Genomic DNA, 20,193 nt, shown 5'->3' with positions numbered 1-20,193 from the left:
GGCGGATGTGGGCCTTAGACAAGCCACACCCCACTCGGAGGTTCTCCTGCGTTCAAGTCCGGCCGTCGTCACCAACGTCCTGGCCGGGTACAGCTAGCGTCCGGTGCGTGCAGCGCTGCGCCTGGGCCACGAGCGCCCCCGAGTACGTCACCTACCACGACGAGGAGTGGGGGGTGCCGCTGCGCGGCGACGACGCGCTGTTCGAGCGGCTCTGCCTGGAGGCGTTCCAGTCGGGGCTGTCCTGGATCACGATCCTCCGGAAGCGGCCGGCGTTCCGGGCGGCCTTCGCCGGGTTCGCGATCGACGCCGTCGCGGCGTTCACCGACGAGGACCGGGCCCGGCTGCTGGCCGACGCCGGCATCGTCCGCAACCGGGCGAAGATCGACGCGGCGATCGGCAACGCGCGGGCGGCGCAGCAGCTCCCCGAGGGGCTCTCGGAGCTGCTGTGGTCCTTCGCGCCGCAGGGCCCGCGGGCCCGCCCGGCCACCCTCGCCGACGTCCCGGCGACCAGCCCCGAGTCGATCGCCATGGCCCGGGAGCTCAAGCGGCGCGGCTTCGCCTTCGTCGGGCCGACCACGGCCTACGCCCTCATGCAGGCGACCGGGATGGTCGACGACCACGTCGCCGGCTGCTTCCGGGCGGCCCCGCCGGAGCGCGACGCGACGTCACCCTGACGGGCCTCGTGTTGGACGGACGGCGGGCATGCGGGAAGATTGTCCCGGAGTTCGCAGCATCGGACACCGCGCGCCTGTCAGACGAGGCAGTCGTGCGGCTGGTGAAGGAGGCACGCATGGCGGCCATGAAGCCGCGCACGGGTGAAGGTCCCCTCGAGGTCACCAAGGAAGGGCGCGGCCTGGTCATGCGGGTACCGCTGGAAGGTGGCGGGCGCCTGGTCGTCGAGCTGTCGCCCGACGAAGCGGCTGCGCTCTCGGAGGCGCTGAAGGGCGCCACCAGCTGATCTCGGCGCGGACGACCCGCGCAGGACACGACCCGGCCCCGGCCGGTGGCGGGCTCGCCACCGGCCGGGGCCGGGTCGTTCCGCGTGCTCAGCCGGCGCCGGGGACCGGCGGTCGGCGGAGGGCGGCGAACCAGCGGCCGCCGTCCTCCCAGGAGTCCGCGAGACGCAGCCCGGCCGCGGCGGCGATCCGCCCGACCGCGTCGCACCCGACATGGGCCCAGTCGAACCAGGAGCTCACCTCTCCTGCCCGTTCCAGCCGCAGGCGGGTGGTGCGCACACCCGTGCCGGGCCCCTCGGTCTCGACCAGCACCAGGCCGCCGGGGGCGACGATCGCCCCGCAGCGGCGCAGCAGCGCGGCCGGGTCCCCGCCGATGCCGATGTTCCCGTCGGCCAGCAGCGTCGTGCCCCACAGCCCCTCGGCGACGACCGGCTCGAACACCGAGCGGCGGATGGCGGTGGCGCCCGATCGGCGGGCCAGCCTCAGCGCCGTCGGCGAGATGTCCAGGCCCAGCGCGTGCACACCCCGGCGGGCCAGCTCTGCGGCCAGCCGACCCGGTCCGCATCCGACGTCGAGGACCGTGCCCCGGGCGCGGGCGAGGAAGTGCCGGTCGACCTCGTCGGCGTCACCGGTCCACCGCTCCAGCGCGCCGGCGAGTGAGTAGCTGCGGCCGCCGGCGTCGCGCACCGACCAGGGCTCGGGTGCGGGGGCGTCCGCGGTCGCCGCGGACTGCAGGGCCGCCGCGTAGAAGTCGGTGGCTGCAGGGGGCATGGCGGGCTCGCTTCCCGGGGCGCGGTGGGCGGGGCAGGACGCCCTCCCCGGGCGCCGTGCGGCGGGGGAGGGCGATGGCTGCGACTGCCATAGCCAGAACCGGACGTGCTCAACCCAGTCGTGCTCCCGGCGCCCCGATCGGGTCCCCGAGGTGCTGCCCCGCGGGGTGCCGCGAGAAGCTGGGCGGGTGGAGGAGGCTGCATGAGCGAGGACCTGGGGGTCGTGTTCCCCGCGGGGACCGACGGCCGGCGGAGCACGGCAGCCCTGGGCCGGGCCGTCGTCGCGGACGCGCTGCGCCCCGCCGACGCCGCGGGCGCGCTGGCCGCCGAGCGGGAGACCAACTGGCGGGCGGGGTACCTGACGCACTTCCGCCGGCTGGTGGAGGCCGGCCTGCCCTCGCCCGACGCGGCGCGGTCCATCGCGGACGCCGGGCTGGCCTCCCTGCACGCGCGCATGCGGGTGGCCGGCCCCGAGGGGGAGACCGGCCTCGCCGCGCTGGCGACGGCGCCCGCCGGCCGCGCGCTGGGCACCGCCGAGGTCACCGGCACCGCCGAGCCCGAGCGGGAGCTGTCGCTGCCGTTCCACGGCGGGCGCCTGCGGGGGGACGCGCTGCTGCGGCGCCTCGACGACTGGGTGGCCTCCGGGGTGGTGGAGCCCTCGTGCGCGGAGGCGGTGCGGACCGTCGCCGCGCACCCGGAGTGGCTCTCGCTACCCGGCCGCACCGTCGTCGTCCTGGGCGCGGGCGCGGAGATGGGGCCGCTCACCGCGCTGCTGCGCTGGGGGGCGCGCGTCGCCGGCGTCGACCTGCCCCGTGCCCCGCTCTGGGAGCGCGTGCTCGACCTCGCGCGCGGCGGCGCCGGCACCCTGCTGCTGCCGACGGCGGTGCCCGGCGCCGAGCCGGACCCGGCGCGGGCCGGGGCGGACCTGATCGCCGAGGTGCCCGCGGTCGCCGACTGGGCGGCCGGGCTGCCCGGGGAGCTCGTGCTCGGCAACTACGTCTACGCCGACGGCGCCACGAACGTGCGGGTCTCCACGGCGGTGGACGCGTTGACCGTGCGCCTGGCGGGGGAGCGGCCGGAGCTGGCTCTGGCCTTCCTCGCCACGCCGACCGACGTCTTCGCCGTCCCCGCCGACGCGGTGGCGCAGTCGGTCGAGGCCTACGCCCGGCGCACACGCACGGCGAAGCTGCTGGGGCGCCCCCTGCGGACGGTGTCGGGCGGCCGGTTGCTGCAGCGCGCCTACGTGCCCGGCACGGATCCGGGGATCGCCGACAGCCTGGTGGCCCAGCAGGGGCCCAACTACGCGCTCGCCAAGCGCCTGCAGCGGTGGCGGGCCACGGTCGCGCGCGCGGCGGGGAGCACGGTGTCGATGAACGTCGCGCCGCCGACGCGCACCCGGTCGGTGGTGAAGAACCGGGCGCTGGCCGCGGCCTACGCCGGGGCGCACCGGTTCGGCGTCGAGATCTTCGAGCCGGCCACCTCGAACGTCCTCATGGCCGCGCTGCTGGTGCACGACCTGCACACCGGGGGCGGCCCGGTCCACGAGCACCCGTGGCAGGACGAGGCCCACGAGGCGGCGCACGGCGGGCTGTGGCGCGCGGCCTACCAGCCGCGCAGCGCCCTCGGGCTGGCCGCGCTGCTCGGCTACGGGGCCGCCCGCGGCTGACCTGCGCGGGGGAGGTGCTGGCGCCGACGGCACCGGCGCGCCAGAGTGGTGCCCGGCCCACCGGTGGGAGCGCAGATGCCTCGGTTGTTCGGCGCACGGACCCTGGTCACCGTCCTCCGGACGGGGAACGCCCGCGCCCGGCTGCGCGCGGCGCGGGACGGGCAGGCGGGCGTCCGGCTGCACGTGGCGGCGGCCGGTCTGGCCACCGGGGTGCTCGACGCGGTGGCGGACGGTGCGGGCAGCACACCGGAGCTCGCCCGCCGGCTGGGCGTGGCCGAGGAGGAGCTCCTGGGCGCCTTCCTGGCGGTGCTGGCCGCGGGCCGGCTGGTCCGGGGCGACGCCGCCCGCTGGGAGCTGGCGGCCGGCGGCCGGGCCGTGGTCGGCGACGACCTGGTCCGCGCCACGTACGAGGCGTTCGCCGGGTTCCACACCGGGCTCTACCGCGACCTCGGGGACCTGCTGGCCGGCGGCCCCCGGCGGCGGGACGTCGCCGAGCAGGGGGCGGTCGTCGCCCGCGTCTCGGCGGCGTTCGAGCCGTTCGTCGACGACGTCCTGCGGGAGGTGGTGGCGGCGGCGCCCCCGCGGCGGGTGCTCGACGTCGGCTGCGGGGCGGGGTTGCAGCTGGCCACGGTGCTCGCCGCGGCGCCGGGGGCGGAGGGCGTCGGGGTGGACGTCGACGCCGACGCCGCCGCGCTCGCCCGGCGGACCCTCGAGCAGCGCGGCCTGGCGGGACGGGCCACGGTCGTGCAGGACGACGTCCGGCGGCTGCCCCGGGACCGCCCGTTCGACCTGGCGCTGGTGGCGAACGTCGTCTACTACCTCCCGGTGGAGGAGCGGGCCGCCCTCTTCGCCGACGTGGCCGCCCGGCTCGCACCGGGGGGCACGCTGCTGGTGGTGACCACGGTGGCGACGCCGCAGCTGTTCAGCCGCCACTTCGACCTGCTCCTGCGGGCGCAGGAGGGGGCCATGTCCCTGCCGTCGGTCGACGAGCTCACCACCGCGCTGCGCGACGCCGGCCTGCGGCCCCGGGAGCCGCGGCGCATCGCCCCGGGGGCGCCGCTCGTCGCCGTGGCGGCGGTCCGCCCGTCCTGATCGCCCCGGCCGCCGGCCCGCTCAGGCGGGGCCGACGAGGCCGGCGACGATCTCGGCGGAGAGGCCCACCAGCGGCAGCCCGCCGCCGGGGTGCGCCGAGCCGCCGACCAGGAACAGCCCGGGGACGCGGGAGGCGTTGCCCGGGCGCAGGAACGCCGCGCGCGAGCCGTTGCTGGAGGTGCCGTAGATCGACCCGCCGACGCTGCCGGTGCCGCGCGCGAGGTCGGCCGGCGTGCGCACCACGCGCCAGCGCAGCCGGTCCCGGACGTCGAGCCCGCGCCGGGCCAGGACGTCGAGCACCCGGTCGGCGTACCCCTCGGCCAGCCCGGGGGCGTCCCAGTCGACGCCGTGCACCGGGTCGTGGCGGGGCGCGTTCACCAGCACGAACCACGACTCGCTGTCGCCGTCGGGTACGAGCGCGGGGTCGTGCGGCGCGCTCACGTAGACGGTGGGGTCGGCGACGGGGGAAGGCCGGCCCGCGTGGCGGCCGGTGCCGAAGACGGCGTCGAACTCCGCGTCGTAGTCCCTCGGGAACAGCACGGTGTGGTGCTCCAGCACCGGGGTCCGGCCGCGCAGCGCGAGCAGGAGCACGAACCCCGAGAGCGACGGCGTGGCCCGGGCCAGGTCCCGCCGGACGCTCCGCGTGCGCGGGTGCGGCGGGAGCAGCCCCCCGTGCAGGGCCGCGGCGTCGACCCCGGAGACGACGACGTCGGCCGCCAGCCGCTCGCCGTCGGCCAGTTCCACGCCGGACACCCGGCCACCGGACACGAGCACCCGGCGGACGGCGCACCCGGTGCGCAGCACCGCGCCGTGCGCGACCGCCCGGTCCAGCACCGCATGCCCGAGCCGGTGCAGCCCACCGGTCACGTACCAGGAGCCGAACGCCTGCTCGGCGTACGGCACGGTCGCCAGCACGGCCGGCGCGCGCCGCGGGTCGGAGCCGGAGTAGGTGGCGTAGCGGTCCAGCAGGGTGCGCAGGTGGGGGTGCCGCAGGTGGTCGCGGCCCAGCCCGCGCAGCGACCGCCAGGGCGCGATCGCGGCGACGTCGGCCGGGCGCCGGGCCAGCCGCGCCAGCGTCGTCGCCCCGGCCAGCGGGGTGCGCAGGAACGGCTCCTCGCTGATCCGCCACATCGCGGCCGCCCGCTCCATGAGCGCGGCCCACTGCGCCCCGGCGCCGACGCCCAGGGCGTCGTCGAGCGCGGCCGGCACGGCGTCCGCGTGGCCCGGCAGGGTCAGCCGGGTGCCGTCGCCGAACCGGTAGCCGACCGCGGGATCCAGCCGGACCAGCTCGACGGCGTCCTCGAGCCGGCCACCGGTCGCGGCGAACAGGTCCCGGTACACCTGCGGCAGGGTGACCAGGCTCGGCCCGGTGTCGAAGGAGTGCCCGTCGCGGGTGAACCAGCCGAGCTTCCCGCCGACGCCGTCCGCCTGCTCCACGAGGGTGACGGCGTGGCCGAGGGCCGCCAGCCGGGCCGCGGCCGCCAGCCCGCCGAGACCGGCGCCCACGACCACCACCCGTGCCACCGGCCCACCGTAGCCAGGGGCGGCCGGCGGGCCGCGGTCAGCGCGGGACGGAGAGCGCCAGGACGGCGAGGTCGTCGTGCTCGTGCCGGGAGCCGGCGAGCTGCCGCTCGACCGCGCCCGAGACCGCGTCGATCGTCTCCCGCGCCGCGCCGGTGACCACGCCCCCGACGACCCGGAGCAGGGCCTCCTCGCCGTACTGGACACCGCGGTCGTCGCGTGCCTCGGTGACCCCGTCGGTGTAGAGCACCAGCGTCGCGCCCGGCGGCAGGTCGACCACCTCCTCGGCGAAGGTGACCCCGGCGTCGATGCCCAGGGGGCGCCCGGCGGTGCCGACGGCGGCGGTGGTGCCGTCGGGGTGGCGCAGCAGGGGCAACGGGTGGCCGGCCACGCTGATCGAGGCGCGCTGCCCGCTCCCGGCGGGTTCGAGGACGAGGCAGCAGGCGGTGACGAACCGGAGCGGGGCGCTGCCCTGCTCGTGCAGGAGGGCGGCGTTCACCGCGCCCAGGATCGCCGCGGCGCTGCCGGACGCCGCGGCCGCGCGGGCCGTGTGCCGGGTGACGGCGGTGACGGCGGCCGCCTCCGCGCCGGTGCCGCAGACGTCGGCGATGAGCACCATCCAGCGGCCGTCGGGCAGCGGCGTGACGTCGTAGGTGTCGCCCCCGACGAGGGCGGCCTCGCCGCCGGCCCGGTAGGTCGCCGCCAGCTCGACCCCGGGGATCGACGGCAGGTGGGAGGGCAGCAGGCTGCGCTGCAGGGTGTCCGCGAGCTCGCGCACCACCGACTCGGCGCGCAGCCGGGCGAGGAACTGGCCGATCTGCCGGCCGGCGTGCCCGAGCACCTCCAGCAGTTCCGGCGGCACGGGACGCGACTGCGTGGAGAACAGCTCGCAGACCGCGAGCAGCGTGTCCCCGCTGAGCACGGGGAAGGCGACGCCGGTGCTGAGCCCGTCGGCGCGCACCTCGTCGCGGCGGACCACCCGGGGGTCCGCGGTGAGGTCCTCGACCACCACCGGGACCCGGTGCGACCAGGCGCGCCCCGGGAGGCCCTCCCCGCGGCGGAACACCCGGCGGGGGGCGTCGGCGGCCAGCGCCGGGACATCGGCACCGGGCGCGGCCCACGTCCCGGCGTGCACCAGCCGGCCGTGGTCGGGATCGGCCTGCCACAGCAGCGCGGCGTCCCAGTCCAGCTCGGTGCAGAGCGTCGGGAGCAGCTGGTGGAACGCGACGTCGGCGTCGGCGGCCTCGGTGAGGGCGGCCGTGACCCGCAGGGTGGCCGCCAGGTAGCGGCTGACCTGCAGCTGCCGCTCCAGCAGGATCGTGGTGCTGGCGTCGCGCAGCACCCCCACGATCGACGCCTCCTCGGCGCCGGCGCCCGGGTAGGGCTCCACGCGGGCCAGCGTCACGTCGATGGAGACCTCGTGGCCGTCGACGTGCAGGGCCGGCAGCTGCGTGGTGTTGCCGACCAGCTCACCGCGGCCGGTCGTGAGGAACCGGTTGATGTGGCCGCTGTGCCCGGAGCGGAACCGGGTGGGCATGATCTCGGTCAGGTCGCGACCGAGCAGGTCGGCCGGCGCGTAGCCCAGGAGCGCGGACACCGCCGGGTTGACGTAGGTCACCCGACCTCGGCTGTCGGCGACGACGACCGTGTCGGGCAGGGCGGCCAGCAGCGTCGCCGCCGGCACGCCAGAGGTGGCCTCGGGCACCCTTCCCCCTCGAGCACGCGATGCGCGACGGGACGCTGCTTCCCCGTCGCGACCAGCAGCCTCTCACACCCCCGGTGAGCGTGCCGCCACGGAACGTCGACATGTGGCCAGGTCGACACCGCGACATGTCGCCGTCAGAAGGCGTACCGGATGCGCAGCCACGGCGCCTCCCGGGCGACCAGCTCGCGCAGCCGTGCGACGGCCGCCCGCTTGACCCCGGCCCGGTAGCGCACGTTGTCCTGGCCGTTCTGGCTGCGCTTGGGTTCCTGCAGGTCGGGCCGCCACAGCAGCTGCTCCGCGGTGGGGTGCCAGCCGAGGTTGACCTCGTGCAGCGCCTCGTTGTGGGTGAGCATGATGACCTCGGCGGCGGCCTGGGCCTTCGCCGCGGCGCCGAGCTCGTCGTCCAGGCGCGCCAGCAGCTCGGCCCAGGCCTGCTCCCAGCCCTCGCGCAGGACGACGGGGGAGAGATTCAGGTGCACCTCGTAGCCGGCCGCGACGAAGTCGTCGACCGCGGCGATGCGCTCGGCGACCCGGCTGGTGCGCACGTCGAGCACCCGCGCGTCCTCGTCGGGCATGACGGAGAAGCGGACCCGGGTCCGCCCGCGCGGGTCGAGGTCGAGCAGCTGCCGGTTGACGTACTTGGTGGCGAACGACGCCTTCGCCGTCGGCAGGTCGCGGAAGGTCGCCACCAGGTCGGCGACGTTGTCGCTGACCAGCGCGTCGACCGAGCAGTCGCTGTTCTCGCCGATGTCGTACACCCAGGCCGCCGGGTCGCACTGGTCGGGCACGGTCCTGGGCCCCTGCCGGGCCACGTGCCGGCGCAGGTGCCCGGTGATCTGGTCGATGTTGGTGAACACCGTGATGGGGTTGGCGAAGCCCTTGCGCCGCGGCACGTAGCAGTAGGCGCAGGCCATCGCGCAGCCGTTGGCGAGGCCGGGGGCGATGAAGTCCGCCGAGCGGCCGTTCGGCCGGGTGACCAGACCCTTCCGGACGCCCAGCACCAGCGTCTCGGTCTTCACCCGGACCCAGCGCTCGACGTTGCCGGCGTTGCCGTGCAGCTCGGGGATCCGCCAGTGCGAGGGCACCTCGACCACCTCGACCCCGGGGAAGCGACCCAGCACCTGCCGCCCGCGCGGGGAGTCCAGGGCGGCCGGCTCCGCGTAGATCCGGCGGACCTGGAGCAGGTGGTTGGCCGGCATCGGCGCCGGCGGCGGCTCGACGTCGAAGAGCGTGAGCGGCTCGGCGGCTCCCATGCCGGGTGCAGCGCCCGCCGGGTGCCCGCCATTCCGGTGCGAGACTGCGCGCGTGACCGCACCCGGCGCCCCCCGCATCGACCTGAACGCCGACCTGGGCGAGGGGTTCGGCGTCTGGCGCCTGGGTGACGACGACGCGCTGCTGGAGGTGGTAAGCAGCGCCAACGTGGCCTGCGGCTTCCACGCGGGAGACCCGCTGACCATGCGCCGCGTGTGCGCCGCGGCCGTCACCGCCGGGGTGGCGATCGGCGCCCAGGTGTCCTACCGGGACCTCGCCGGCTTCGGCCGGCGGTTCGTCGACGTGGCCCCGGACGAGCTGGCTGCCGACGTCCTCTACCAGCTCGCCGCTCTGGACGGCGTGGCCCGGGCGGCCGGCGGCCGGGTCTCCTACGTCAAGCCGCACGGCGCCCTCTACAACGCCGTGGTGCACCACGCGGCGCAGGCGCGCGCCGTCGTCGAGGCGGTCGCCGCCTACGACGCGGGGCTGCCCCTCCTCGGCCTGCCGGGCTCGCTGCTGCTGAGCACCGCCGAGGACGCGGGGCTGCCGACCGTGGCGGAGGGCTTCGCCGACCGCGGGTACGCCCCCGACGGCACGCTGGTGCCGCGGGGAGCAGCGGGGGCGCTGGTGCACGACCCGGCCGTCGTGGCCGAGCGGGCGGTGCGGATGGCCGCCGACGGTGCCGTGGTCGCCGTGGACGGCAGCGTGGTGCGGGTCGAGGTGGCCTCCGTGTGCGTGCACGGGGACACCCCCGGCGCGGTGCGGCTGGCGCGGACGGTGCGGGCCGCGCTGGAGGTCGCCGGGCTGCGGGTCGGGCCGTTCACCGGGTGACCGGTCAGCCGCGCGGGCGCAGGTCCTCCAGCGACCGGTGGCCGTCGAGCAGGTCGGCGGCGACCTCGTCGACGGAACGCCCCGCCGCGTAGGCGTCGACGCGGAGCAGGCCCAGCGCCTCCACCGGGTCGACGTCGAGGGCGACGCTCAGCTTGCCCACCGCCTCCCACACCGCCGCCCGCCGCCGCGGTCCCGGGCCCTGCAGCCACCCCGGCCCCTCGGCGGGCGTCCAGGTCGACCACACCGTCGCGTCGCTGAGCGCCGAGGTGACCAGCTCACCCACCGCGACCGCCTCGAAGACGTCGAGCGCCGCGACGTCGGCCGGCCGGGTGAAGAACAGGTCGAGCGCCCCCGGCCCGGCGGGGCCCGGGCGGAGGGGGAGGGCGACGACGGCGCGGAAACCCGTGCCGCCCAGCAGCAGGTCGGCGAAGAGCGGCCAGCGGCGCCGCAGGTCCTCCTCGACGGCGAACACCGGCTGGCCCGTGGTCTCCGCGGCCGCGCACGGTCCCTCGCCCGCGGTGAACTGCATGCGCTCGGCCCCGGCTGCCTCCGGGCTGCTGGCCCCCAGGGGGATCCGCCGGCCGGTGCCGTCGACGAGGGTCAGGCCGGCGCCGTCGACCCCGAGCAGGTCGGCGGCGGCCCGGCTCAGCCGCACCGGGAGCGCCTCCGGCCCGGCCAGCGCGGGGTCGGAGTGCCGCGCGAGCGCCGCCTCGAACCGCCTGCCGATGGTCACGCCCGATTGTCCGCCCGCACCCCGGGATCCACATCCCGCGACGTGTCCTCCGCCGTCCCCGGCCGGTAGGTGTAGGCCGCTTCCCGCACCGCCTCGTCGGACTCCAGCCCGGCCCCCAGCGCACCGCCGACGGTCGCCAGCGAGCAGGTGAGCCAGGCCAGCTCCAGGTAGTCCGAGAGGGCCGCCGGGTGCCCCAGCCCCTCGGCGAAGAGCGGCTCGACGACCAGCAGCAGCCCGCCGAGCAGGGCGAGCACGAACAGCGCGAGGTACAGCGACAGCACCCCGATGGCCACGGTGGCGACGGTGGCGGCGTTGAACAGCGCGACCTGCTTGCGCACCCGCCGGCTCCGCGGCCGCTCCCACAGCTCGGCGCCCACGACGAGGGTGCCCGCGATGGCCACGACCGAGCCCACGCCCACCAGCGCCAGCCGCCACGCCCCGTAGGCGTCGGCCAGCCGCCAGATGTCCGGGGTCACGAGCGCGAACACCCCGGCGGCGATCGCCGCGGTCAGCGCGCGGGACAGCCGGATCGCCAGCCGCCAGGGCCGGTTGGCCCGCACCATGCCGCTGAGCAGGCGCAGGTTGCCCGAGAGGACGCGGGCGGTGAACCGGACGCCCTCGGCGGCGTCGGCCGGGTCGGTGGCCAGCTGGCGCAGCCGGAGGCCGAGCACCGCCCGGTCGCCGGGGTCCGCGGGGTCGTCGTCGCCGTCGCTCACCAGGGCCTGCACCAGGCCGGCCGCCGTCCCCACCGCCCGGCGCCGTCGCCCCACGGCCCCGAGCGCGGGCAGCGAGAGCACCCCGACGCCGTGCACCGGGCTCGCGTGGGCGACGACCGGGCGCCGGGACACCTCGAGCGGGACGTCGGTGAGGCAGACCGCGAGGTCCCAGTCGGCCGACAGCAGCCGCTCGCGGGTGGCGGCGACGAGCTCGGCGTCGTCGGCCGGGGGCTGCACCAGCCCGTCCTCGACCACCGGCACCTGCCAGGTGACCTCGGGGTGCCGGGCCGCCAGCTCCGCGGCGAGGTCGCCGGCCAGGCCCCGGGCCAGCTCGGCGGCCGCGCCGGGGGCGGCGACCAGGCCGACCACCACGGTGGGCGCGACGCCGGGAGCGGTCCCCGCGTCGTCGCGGGGGTCCTGGGCGGCCGGCGGCGAGATCACGGCGGGCCAGCATTCCACCCCGCCCCCGGTCCGGCGGACCGGGGCGCTCGCCCGGTGCCCGATCATGGGGCGGTGACGGGCACCGAGGGCAGCCACCGCGCGACGGCGTACGGCGACCGCGCGGTGCTGGTGGAGGCCGCCGACCCGGCCGACGTGCCCGGGCTGCACGCGGCGCTGCTCGCCGCCCCGCTCACCGGGCAGGCCGACCTGGTGCCCGCGGCGCGCACCGTCCTCGTGCTGCTCGACCGGCCGGTGACCGACCGGGACCTGGCCGCGCTCCAGAGGCTCGTCCCCGCCGTCCCCGGCGATGGCTCCGCGAGGGAGCCCGTGGTGCTGCCGGTGGTGTTCGACGGGCCGGACCTGGCCGAGGTCGCCCGCCGCACCGGGCGTACGGCCGACGGCGTCGTCGCCGCGCTGACCGGCGCCGCGCTCACCGTGGCCTTCGGCGGGTTCGCCCCCGGCTTCGGCTACCTGACCGGGCTCTCGGCGGACCTGCACGTGCCACGCCGGGCGACCCCCCGCACCCGGGTGCCGGCCGGGTCGGTCGGGCTGGCCGGGCCCTACGCCGGGGTCTACCCCCGCGCCTCGCCCGGGGGGTGGCAGCTCGTCGGGCGCACCGACGCGGTGCTCTTCGACGTCGACCGGGACCCACCCGCGTTGCTCGCGCCGGGTACGCCGGTCCGGTTCCGGGCGGTGGGCTGAGTGCTGACCGTGCTCGCACCCGGCCCGTTCGCGACGGTGCAGGACGCCGGCCGGACCGGCTGGGCCTCGATCGGCGTGCCGCGCTCGGGCGCCGCCGACCGGCCGGCGGCGGCGCTGGCCAACCGGCTGGTGGGCAACGACCCCGCGGCGGCGGTGGTCGAGGCGACGGCCGGGGGGCTGCGGGTGCGGGCCGAGCGCACCCTGCTGGTGGCGGTGACCGGTGCGCCGGTGCCCGTCGTCGTCGACGGCCGACCGGCCCCGTTCGCCGCGCCGACCACGCTGCGACCCGGCGCCGTGCTGGCGCTGGGCACCCCGCGGGTGGGGCTGCGCAGCTACCTCGCGGTGCGCGGCGGCATCGACGTCCCGCCGGTGCTCGGGTCGCGCAGCACGGACACGCTGTCCGGCCTGGGCCCGCCCGCGCTGGCCGCGGGGAGGCGGTTGCCGGTCGGCGGGCTGGCGGGGGAGGAGCCGGTCGTCGACGTCGCCCCCGTGGCCGGGCCGCCGGAGCGTCCGGTGCTGCGGCTGCTGCCCGGCCCGCGGCGCGACTGGTTCGACGGCGCGGCGTGGCCGGCGCTGATCTCCGGGGCCTGGGAGGTGGCCGCCGACAGCGACCGGGTGGGCCTGCGGCTGGCCGGGCCCCGGCTCCGGCGGGCCCGCGACGGCGAGCTGGCCAGCGAGGGGCTGGTGCCCGGTGCGCTGCAGGTGCCGCCGGACGGCGCCCCGGTGCTCTTCCTGGCCGACCACCCGGTCACCGGGGGCTACCCGGTGCTCGCCGTCGTCGTCACCGCGGACCTGCCGGTGGCCGCGCAGCTGCGGCCGGGGGACCGGGTCCGCTTCCGCGCCGCGCGCTGACCTGCGCCGCGTGGCTGCCGTGAACCGGTGGTGCTCCCGGGCGAGTCGCGCTCTGCCCGCACCCGCGGGGCAGAGCGCTACCGCCGTCAGGACGACTGCGCCCCCCTCCCCGTCGGCACCGGAGCGGCGGGCCTGACCCGTTCAGGCGCCGCGGACGGGCAGGACGGCCGGACCGTGGGGCCCGGGGACGATCCGCGCGCGGGCGCCGTAGTGCTCCGACAGCACCGCGGCGGTGAGCACCTGCTCCGGGCTGCCCTCGGCGACCACCCGGCCCTCGGCGAGCAGCGTGAGGTGGTCGGCGTACTGCCCGGCGAGGGTCAGGTCGTGCAGCGTGCTCAGCACGGTCAGCCCGTCCTGCCGGCGCAGCCGGTCGAGCAGGTCGAGCACCTGCTGGGCGTGGCCGAGGTCGAGTGCGGCGGTCGGCTCGTCGAGCAGGAGCACCCGCGGCTGCTGGGCCAGCGCCCGGGCGAGGACGGCGCGCTGCTGCTCCCCGCCGGACAGGGTGACGACGGCCCGGTCGGCCAGCCCGTCGAGCTCCAGCCGGCCCATGACGTCGGCGACGACCTCCCGGTCGACCCGGCGGGGCGCGGCCAGCAGCGGGCGGTGCGGGGTGCGCCCCAGCAGGACGTAGTCCCGCGTGCTGACCCCGTCGGGGAGCACCGGCAGCTGCGGGGCGTAGGCCAGCAGGCGGGCGCGGTCGCGGCGCGGCATGCCGGCCAGCGGCAGGCCGTCGATGCGCACCTGCCCCGCATGGGGGTGCAGGCCCAGCACCGAGCGCAGCAGCGTGGACTTCCCCGACCCGTTGGGGCCGATGACGCCCAGCCAGCCACCGGGCTCCACGGTCAACCGGACGGCGGAGAGCACCGGTCGCCGTCCGTAGCCGGCGTCCAGGCCGACCACCTCCACCCGCGCGCCGCCGCGCGGGTCCACCGGGCCCCGGCCGCTCACCGCCGCCGCGCCCCCGCCCACAGCAGGCCCGCGAAGAACGGGGCGCCGACGAACGCGGTGACCACCCCCAGCGGCAGCTCCGCGGGGGACAGGACGGTGCGGGCGAGCAGGTCGGCGAGCACCAGGAACGCCCCACCGGCGAGCAGGGACACCGGCAGCACCCGGGCGTTCGCGGCGCCGACCAGCCGCCGGACGATGTGCGGCACGACCAGGCCGACGAAGCCGATGAGCCCGCTGACCGCGACGGCGGACGCGGTCGCGAGCGAGGCGGCGACCACCACCAGCAGCCGCAACCGGCCCGGGTGCACGCCCAGCGAACGCGCCTCGTCGTCACCGACGGCGAGCACGTCCAGCGGCCGGGCGCAGAGCAGCAGCGTGCCCACGGCCACCCCGAGGTAGGGCAGCACCAGGCCGACGTCGGACCACTGGGCGCCACCGAGGTGGCCGAGCAGCCAGCCGTAGATCTCCCGCAGGTCGTCGGTGTTCTGCTGCTGCACCAGCGTCTGCGCCGCCGCCAGGAACGCGGCCACGGCGATGCCGGCCAGCAGCAGCGACGCGCTCTGCGACCCGCCGGCGGCGTGCCCCAGGGCCAGGGCGCAGCCGACACCGACCAGCGCGCCGACGAAGGCGGCCAGGGGGACGACCCCGACCGGGCCGATCTGCTGGCCGGGTGCGTAGGCGATCACCAGGGTGGCGCCCAGCCCGGCCCCGGCCGCGGCACCGAGCAGGTAGGGGTCGGCGAGCGGGTTGCGGAACACCCCCTGGTAGGCCGCGCCCGAGATGGCCAGCCCGGCGCCGACCAGGACCGCGAGCACCACGCGGGGCAGGCGGAGCTCCACCAGCACCGCTCCGCGGGTGCCCTCGAGCGCGCCGGGCACGTCGATCCCCAGCGGCGCCACCGCGCGGTCGAGCAGCGTGGCGACGACCGCGCCCGGCGGCAGCGGCACCGCACCGACCCACACCCCCGCCAGCACCGCCGCCACCAGGACGACCGCGGTCCCGGTGCCGGCGAGGAACGCCGAGCGCCGCGAACGCACGGCACCCGGTCCGGCCGGGGTGCGGCCGGACCGGGTGCCGGGTGCTGCGGTGCTCATGCCGGGGGAGGTCCTCAGCCCTGGAGCGCCCCGGCGACGGTCTCGGCGAAGTCCGCGACGCGCGGGCCCCAGCGGGAGACGACGTCGTCGTCGGCCTCCACGACCCGGCCCTGCACGACCGCCGGTACCTCGCCGAAGCCCGGCCGCTGCGCGACGGTCTCCGCGGTCTGGGCGCAGCACTTGGTGTCGGCCAGCACGATGATGTCCGGCGCCTGGTCGACGACGTACTCGGCGGAGAGCTGCGGGTAGCCGCCGCTGGCGTCGGCCGCGCCGTCGGCGATGTTCTCCAGGCCGAACAGGCCGTAGATGCTGCCGATGAACGTGCTGCTGTCCGCGGAGTACAGCTCCGGGCCGAGCTCGTGGAACACCCGCTGTCCCGCGGCATCGGCGGGCACGGAGTCGACGGCGGCCTGGATGCGGTCGCGCACGTCGGCCACGACCTCGGCGGCCTCCTCCGGGTGGCCGGTCGCCGCGCCGAGCAGCTCCAGCTGCGCGTAGGTGTCGTCGAGGTCGGTGGCCGCCTCGAGCAGCAGCACCGGCACGTCGAGGGTCTCGAGCGCGTCGACGATGCCGTTGGTGTCGTTGCTGAGCACGACGAGGTCCGGGTCGTACCCGGCGATGGCCTCGGCGTTGGGCGTGAACGCCGACAGGTCCGTCGTCGGCGCCTCCGCCGGGTGGTTGGAGTTGTCGTCGGCGGCCTCGACCTGGTTCCCGGCGCCGATGGCGAACAGCATCTCCGTCGCCGTGGCCGACATGGAGACGATGTCCTCGGGACGTTCCTCGAGCGTCACCTGGCCGTTGTCCCCGGTGACCGTGACCGGGAAGTCGCCGGCGGCCGACGAGGGTGCGGGCTCGTCGGCGGTCGTGCCGGACGACCCGCCGCAGGCGGTCAGGGCGAGCAGGGGAGCGGCCAGCAGACCGACGAGGGCGCGGGAGCGCCGCCGCGGGGCGGACGAGGTCGACCGCGGAGCGCGGGGGGAAGTGCCGGGCAAGGAGGGCCTCCACGGGAGGCGGCGAGTGTCGTCGCCCGAGCTGGTCGGACGCCCGGTGCGCGACCCCTGCCGCGAGGGTCGGGTGCACGGCGCAGGGCAGGCGATCTGGCTCGGCCCCCGTGGGAGGCCTTCACAGTTGCGGGACAGCGCCGGGTTCGCACCGGACTTCGCTGCTGCTGCGCCGCCGGCGCGGGGCCGGCGGGCTGAAAGGTACCAGCGCCGGCGGTCCCGGCCGTCCGCGCGCTGGCCGGCGGCTCAGCAGGGCGTGCCGGGCACGGTGCGGGGGGAGGGCCAGGCCGTGGCCAGGACCACCCCGCGGAGCCGTGACTCGTCGACGGGTCCGAAGACGCGGGAGTCGACCGAGCCCTCGCGCTCGTCGCCGAGCAGGAACACCGACCCGTCGGGGACGCGGACCGGCCCGAACCAGACGCCGTCCAGGCGTGCCGGGTCGCTCCACGGCTCGCAGACGGCCGTGCCGTCCACCACCAGGACGCCGTCCTCGACGGCGACGGACTCCCCGCCCAACGCCACCACCCGCTTGACCAGCGGTGCGGTGCCCGGTTGCAGGGGATCGGCCACGACGACGTCCCAGCGCTCCACCGACACCGGCCACCGGAGGACCAGCGCCAGGTCGCCCGCGTCGATCGACGGCGCCATGCTGCCGGACGAGACGCGCACCAGCTGCACCGGGAACAGGCCCAGCACGGAGAGCACCAGGCAGACGAGGAAGCCGGCGCCCAGGCGCACGAGCAGGGACGACCGCTCCCGGCGGGCGGCACGCGGCGCGGCGTGCCGCCCGGCCGGGCGGTCAGCCACGGCCGGATCCGGCGACGTCCATCTCGGCTGCTCCCGTCCACCGCCGCGGTCGGCGCGGTGGCACCACGGTGCCCCGGGGCCCCGCCGGCGGGCAGCCGCACCCGGGGCATCGCCCGACCCCCCGTCCGGGGGGTCGGGCGCCGTAGCTCACCGCTCGGGGGCGACCGGGAGGTGCACCGCGACGCGAGCCCCGCCGCCCGGCCGGTCGCCGATCTCGACCCGGCCACCCAGCGCGGCGACGCGCTCGGCCAGCAGCTTCAGCCCCAGGTGCCCCTCGGGGCTGCCGCGGTAGGCCGGGCCGAAGCCGGCGCCGTCGTCGGCCACCTCCAGGCGGACCGCCGTCTGCGGCCCGGCGCCCTCCGCCTCCAGCGTCACCCAGACCCGCGTCGCCCGGGCGTGGTGGACCACGTTGGCCAGCGTCTCCTTGGCGGTGCGGTAGAGGACCGCGGCCTGCTGGGGGCCCAGCGGCGGCAGCGGCCCGGTCTGCACGTCGACGCCCAGGCCCTGCTCCTGGAGCGGGAGGGCGAGGTCGTCCAGCGCCCGAGGGAGCCCGTCGGCCGAGAGGTCCGGGGGGTAGACGTCGAGCATGACGCGGCGCAGCGAGGCGACGGCGGTCCGCACCACGCCCGCCAGCCGGTCGACCATGGCCCGCCGCTCCTCCGGGACGCTGTTGCGCAGCGCGCTCAGGGCGTAGCTGACGCCGGCCAGGTCCTGCACCGGGCCGTCGTGCAGGTCGGCGGCGATCGCCCGGCGCTCCCGCTCGGAGGACTCGAGGGCGGCGTCGGCCAGGGCGGCACGCTCGGCGTCGTTGCGCCGGACCCGCTTGGCCAGCGAGGCGGCGATGGGGAACTGGACCGCCTGCAGCAGCACCAGGCCGCCGAGCGCCATCGGCAGGATCTCCCCCCGCAGCCGGGAGGCCTGCCGGGCGATGACGTCGTAGTCGTAGTAGATCTCGAGCACGAGGTTCTCGCCCCCGGCCGGCAGCGGGGCGTAGACCTCGAGGGCCGGGTCACCGTTCGGCGCCCGGTAGGTGGTGTCCGGGGAGTCGTCGATCTCGGCGACCACCCGGCCGGCGAGCGCTGCCCGCACCTCGGCGCCGAGCGGTTCCTGCTCGCCGACGAGCCGGCGATCGCTGGAGTAGACGACCCGACCCTGGTCGTCCCAGACGATGATGGACTCGATCGAGGGGTCCCGGAGCCGGTTGGCGACGGCGCGCTCGAACTCGATCCGGTTGGCGACCGTCCCGTTCAGGTAGCCGGGCACCAGAGGTCCCAGCGCGACGGTGGCGATCCGCACCGTGGTCCGCTCCACCTCGTCGAGCGCGTTCGACCGGGCGATGCGCTCGCTGATGAACACGGTGGCGGTCGAGACGGCGACGAGCGCCAGGGCGGCGGCGACGGAGAAGTAGGTCAGTTCGCGTCCGATCCGCGATGCGGGCCGGCGGCGGTACCACGCTCGGTGGTACGGGTCCTCAGCGGTCATCCTCCGCGTTCAGCGCTCGCGGGACGCCGGCAGCAGCCCCAGCTCCTGGGCCTTGATCACGGCCTCCAGCTGCGACCGGACCCCGAGCTTGGTGTGCAGCGACTTGACGTAGCCCCGGCACGTCTCGACGGTGATGCCCAGCAGCCGGGCGATGCCCTTGACCTGCATGCCGCGGCCCAGGCAGTCCAGGACCTCCTTCTCCCGGCGGGTGAGCACGGGCGGAGCTGCGGTGCGGACGGTGGGGGCCGATTGGGCGCCGCCGGTGAAGGCGGACGGCGCGACGAGCATCTGCCCGAGCCGGACGCGCGAGAGGACGTCGATCATCTCCTCCAGCGAGCCGTTCTTCGGGATGTAGGCCGAGGCGCCGGCCTGGGCGGCCCGCACCACCCAGGCGGGGTCGCAGTGCCCGGTGACCACCGCGACGATGGTGCCGGGCGAGACCTCCCGGATCTGCCGGGTGGCGGTCAGCCCGTCCTGGCGCGGCATCTCGATGTCCATGATCACGATGTCGGGGCGGAGGTCCCGCGCCATGGCCACGGCCTGGGCGGCGGAGCCCGCCGTGCCCACCGGCTCCATGCCGGCCGACCGGAGGGCGCCGGCGAGGAGTTCCGCGAAGGTCCGGTGGTCGTCGACCACGAGGAAGCGTGCCGCGTCGACGCGGGCGGGACGGTCGGGCAAGGTCATGAGCGGCACGGTCGACTCCCCAGTTGCCGTGGCCTCCCGGGAGGGAGGCTCTCCGTTGCCGGGCGAGTATGCGGATGACCAGCGCTTTGTGGTACGGCAACGACCCGTACCGGGACCTTGGTCCTCATCCTGTGGGCTTGATCACCGTCGCGCCCTCGCGCTGAGTCGCCACGGCGGTGCGGTGCGTTCCCGCTCCGGAGGCGGTAACCCGGACCGCCGGCGTCAGAAGGGGCGTCCCCCGCAGGCCGCCGTCTCCGGCCAGGCGCTGCCCCCGTCGGCGACGGTGCGGATGTGGTCGGTCAGGGCGTCGGAGTCCTCGCCCTTGGCGAGGAAACCTGCCGCGCCCAGCGCCCTGGCCTCCGCCATGAGACCCGACCCGACGGTGCCGGTCAGCAGCACGACCCTGACGTCGGGGCACTCCTCGCGCAGTTGCGCGGCGGCCTCCAGCCCGGTCATCCGGGGCATCACGTGATCCAGCAGCGCGACGTGCGGACGGGTCGACCGCGCGGCCGGCAGGACCTCGTCCCCGTCGGAGCAGGCGGCCACGACCGCGATGTCGGGGGTGGACCCGAAGAGGTCCACCAGCGCGAGCCGGACCCCCGTGTGGTCATCGGCTATCAGCAGGCGGATCACGTGCACCCCTGTTCTGAGGTGTCAACCGCGGGCGCCGGTGGTTCCAGCGCGGCGGCAGCGGGTGTGGCCGGGTGGCAGTCTGCTTCCCCGGTCGCCGGGGTGCCAACCGGGGCGGGGCGGGCCCGCGCGCTGCGCGGGTCGCGGATCGGTCGGTCCCGGTCCGGGTGGTGGTCCGCTACGGGACCGCGACGAGGACGGCGGGGCGGTTGCCGGGCCGGGGGCCCGGAGGACCGGACGCGCGAGCGCCGGACGGTGCCGACGGGCGCCGGCTCACGGTCGCGCGGTCGGGCGGGGAGTGGGTGCGGGGC

General features: G+C 77.2%; 20 protein-coding genes and 1 riboswitch. Of the genes, 7 read left to right on the top strand and 13 right to left on the bottom strand.

The window, feature by feature from the left end; all coding sequences use genetic code 11:
• Positions 1 to 107 precede the first annotated feature (107 nt).
• Entirely contained in the window at positions 108 to 674 is a 567-nt protein-coding gene (locus E9565_RS17585) for a DNA-3-methyladenine glycosylase I (RefSeq protein WP_236828346.1), read from the top strand.
• Positions 675 to 790: 116 nt separating this feature from the next.
• Positions 791 to 958 carry a DUF3117 domain-containing protein gene (locus tag E9565_RS17580; protein WP_012947303.1) on the top strand — a complete coding sequence of 56 codons (168 nt, stop codon included), beginning with the start codon at positions 791 to 793 and terminating at the stop codon, positions 956 to 958.
• Between the two features lie 88 nt (positions 959 to 1,046).
• Here the strand turns inward: E9565_RS17580 and E9565_RS17575 are convergent, their stop codons facing one another.
• On the bottom strand, positions 1,047 to 1,727 hold the full coding sequence (locus E9565_RS17575; RefSeq protein ID WP_236836117.1) for a bifunctional 2-polyprenyl-6-hydroxyphenol methylase/3-demethylubiquinol 3-O-methyltransferase UbiG: 681 nt from the start codon (positions 1,725 to 1,727) through the stop codon (positions 1,047 to 1,049).
• A 201-nt stretch (positions 1,728 to 1,928) separates the two neighbouring features.
• Between E9565_RS17575 and E9565_RS17570 the strand changes: the two genes are divergently transcribed.
• Together E9565_RS17570 and E9565_RS17565 are read left to right on the top strand one after the other, a co-directional pair.
• On the top strand, positions 1,929 to 3,392 hold the full coding sequence (locus E9565_RS17570) for a hypothetical protein (RefSeq protein ID WP_236828012.1): 1,464 nt from the start codon (positions 1,929 to 1,931) through the stop codon (positions 3,390 to 3,392).
• 75 nt (positions 3,393 to 3,467) lie between these two features.
• A complete protein-coding gene (locus tag E9565_RS17565; RefSeq protein ID WP_236836114.1) occupies positions 3,468 to 4,484 on the top strand; it encodes a cyclopropane-fatty-acyl-phospholipid synthase family protein in 1,017 nt (338 codons plus the stop codon).
• Between the two features lie 21 nt (positions 4,485 to 4,505).
• Here the strand turns inward: E9565_RS17565 and E9565_RS17560 are convergent, their stop codons facing one another.
• The 3 genes from E9565_RS17560 to E9565_RS17550 form a co-directional block, all read right to left on the bottom strand.
• Positions 4,506 to 6,008, bottom strand: coding sequence for an NAD(P)/FAD-dependent oxidoreductase (locus tag E9565_RS17560; RefSeq protein WP_236836112.1), 1,503 nt, complete (start codon positions 6,006 to 6,008; stop codon positions 4,506 to 4,508).
• A 37-nt stretch (positions 6,009 to 6,045) separates the two neighbouring features.
• Positions 6,046 to 7,710, bottom strand: a complete 1,665-nt coding sequence (locus E9565_RS17555; protein WP_236828009.1) for a SpoIIE family protein phosphatase — start codon at positions 7,708 to 7,710, stop codon at positions 6,046 to 6,048.
• Positions 7,711 to 7,844: 134 nt separating this feature from the next.
• Positions 7,845 to 8,963 carry a spore photoproduct lyase family protein gene (locus E9565_RS17550; protein WP_236828008.1) on the bottom strand — a complete coding sequence of 373 codons (1,119 nt, stop codon included), beginning with the start codon at positions 8,961 to 8,963 and terminating at the stop codon, positions 7,845 to 7,847.
• 52 nt (positions 8,964 to 9,015) lie between these two features.
• Between E9565_RS17550 and E9565_RS17545 the strand changes: the two genes are divergently transcribed.
• Positions 9,016 to 9,792, top strand: a complete 777-nt coding sequence (locus tag E9565_RS17545; RefSeq protein WP_236828007.1) for a LamB/YcsF family protein — start codon at positions 9,016 to 9,018, stop codon at positions 9,790 to 9,792.
• 4 nt (positions 9,793 to 9,796) lie between these two features.
• Here the strand turns inward: E9565_RS17545 and E9565_RS17540 are convergent, their stop codons facing one another.
• Together E9565_RS17540 and E9565_RS17535 are read right to left on the bottom strand one after the other, a co-directional pair.
• Complete coding sequence (locus tag E9565_RS17540) at positions 9,797 to 10,525, bottom strand: GAF domain-containing protein (protein WP_236828006.1); 729 nt, start codon at positions 10,523 to 10,525, stop codon at positions 9,797 to 9,799.
• On the bottom strand, positions 10,522 to 11,682 hold the full coding sequence (locus tag E9565_RS17535; protein WP_236828005.1) for a hypothetical protein: 1,161 nt from the start codon (positions 11,680 to 11,682) through the stop codon (positions 10,522 to 10,524). Before E9565_RS17535 ends, E9565_RS17540 begins: the two co-directional genes overlap by 4 nt.
• Positions 11,683 to 11,754: 72 nt before the next feature.
• On the opposite strand from E9565_RS17535, the gene E9565_RS17530 reads away from it, so the two are divergent.
• Positions 11,755 to 12,384: an allophanate hydrolase subunit 1 gene (locus E9565_RS17530; protein WP_236836109.1), complete on the top strand. Its 630-nt coding sequence runs from the start codon at positions 11,755 to 11,757 to the stop codon at positions 12,382 to 12,384.
• On the top strand, positions 12,385 to 13,236 hold the full coding sequence (locus E9565_RS17525; RefSeq protein WP_236828003.1) for a biotin-dependent carboxyltransferase family protein: 852 nt from the start codon (positions 12,385 to 12,387) through the stop codon (positions 13,234 to 13,236). It abuts the gene before it with no gap.
• Positions 13,237 to 13,377: 141 nt separating this feature from the next.
• On the opposite strand, the gene E9565_RS17520 is transcribed toward E9565_RS17525, so the two are convergent.
• The 7 genes from E9565_RS17520 to E9565_RS17490 all read right to left on the bottom strand — a co-directional run bounded on the left by E9565_RS17520 (position 13,378) and on the right by E9565_RS17490 (position 19,885).
• Positions 13,378 to 14,184: an ABC transporter ATP-binding protein gene (locus tag E9565_RS17520; RefSeq protein WP_236836107.1), complete on the bottom strand. Its 807-nt coding sequence runs from the start codon at positions 14,182 to 14,184 to the stop codon at positions 13,378 to 13,380.
• Complete coding sequence (locus E9565_RS17515; RefSeq protein WP_236836105.1) at positions 14,181 to 15,278, bottom strand: iron ABC transporter permease; 1,098 nt, start codon at positions 15,276 to 15,278, stop codon at positions 14,181 to 14,183. The genes E9565_RS17520 and E9565_RS17515 overlap by 4 nt, the downstream gene beginning before the upstream one ends.
• A 14-nt stretch (positions 15,279 to 15,292) precedes the next feature.
• A complete protein-coding gene (locus E9565_RS17510; RefSeq protein WP_236836103.1) occupies positions 15,293 to 16,270 on the bottom strand; it encodes an ABC transporter substrate-binding protein in 978 nt (325 codons plus the stop codon).
• A gap of 104 nt (positions 16,271 to 16,374) precedes the next feature.
• Positions 16,375 to 16,436, bottom strand: a riboswitch (cobalamin riboswitch).
• Between the two features lie 89 nt (positions 16,437 to 16,525).
• Positions 16,526 to 17,086, bottom strand: coding sequence for a signal peptidase I (gene lepB, locus E9565_RS17505; RefSeq protein ID WP_236827999.1), 561 nt, complete (start codon positions 17,084 to 17,086; stop codon positions 16,526 to 16,528).
• A gap of 147 nt (positions 17,087 to 17,233) precedes the next feature.
• Positions 17,234 to 18,568, bottom strand: a complete 1,335-nt coding sequence (locus tag E9565_RS17500; protein WP_236836101.1) for a sensor histidine kinase — start codon at positions 18,566 to 18,568, stop codon at positions 17,234 to 17,236.
• 9 nt (positions 18,569 to 18,577) lie between these two features.
• A complete protein-coding gene (locus E9565_RS17495) occupies positions 18,578 to 19,252 on the bottom strand; it encodes a response regulator transcription factor (RefSeq protein WP_236836099.1) in 675 nt (224 codons plus the stop codon).
• 222 nt (positions 19,253 to 19,474) lie between these two features.
• Complete coding sequence (locus E9565_RS17490; protein ID WP_236836096.1) at positions 19,475 to 19,885, bottom strand: response regulator transcription factor; 411 nt, start codon at positions 19,883 to 19,885, stop codon at positions 19,475 to 19,477.
• Between the last annotated feature and the right edge of the window lie 308 nt (positions 19,886 to 20,193).

The sequence above is a fragment of the Blastococcus sp. KM273129 genome, assembly GCF_021698995.1.
Lineage (GTDB): Bacteria > Actinomycetota > Actinomycetes > Mycobacteriales > Geodermatophilaceae > Blastococcus.
The sequence above is the reverse complement of the archived record's forward strand: the minus strand, read 5'-3'. Positions and strand labels throughout refer to the sequence as shown.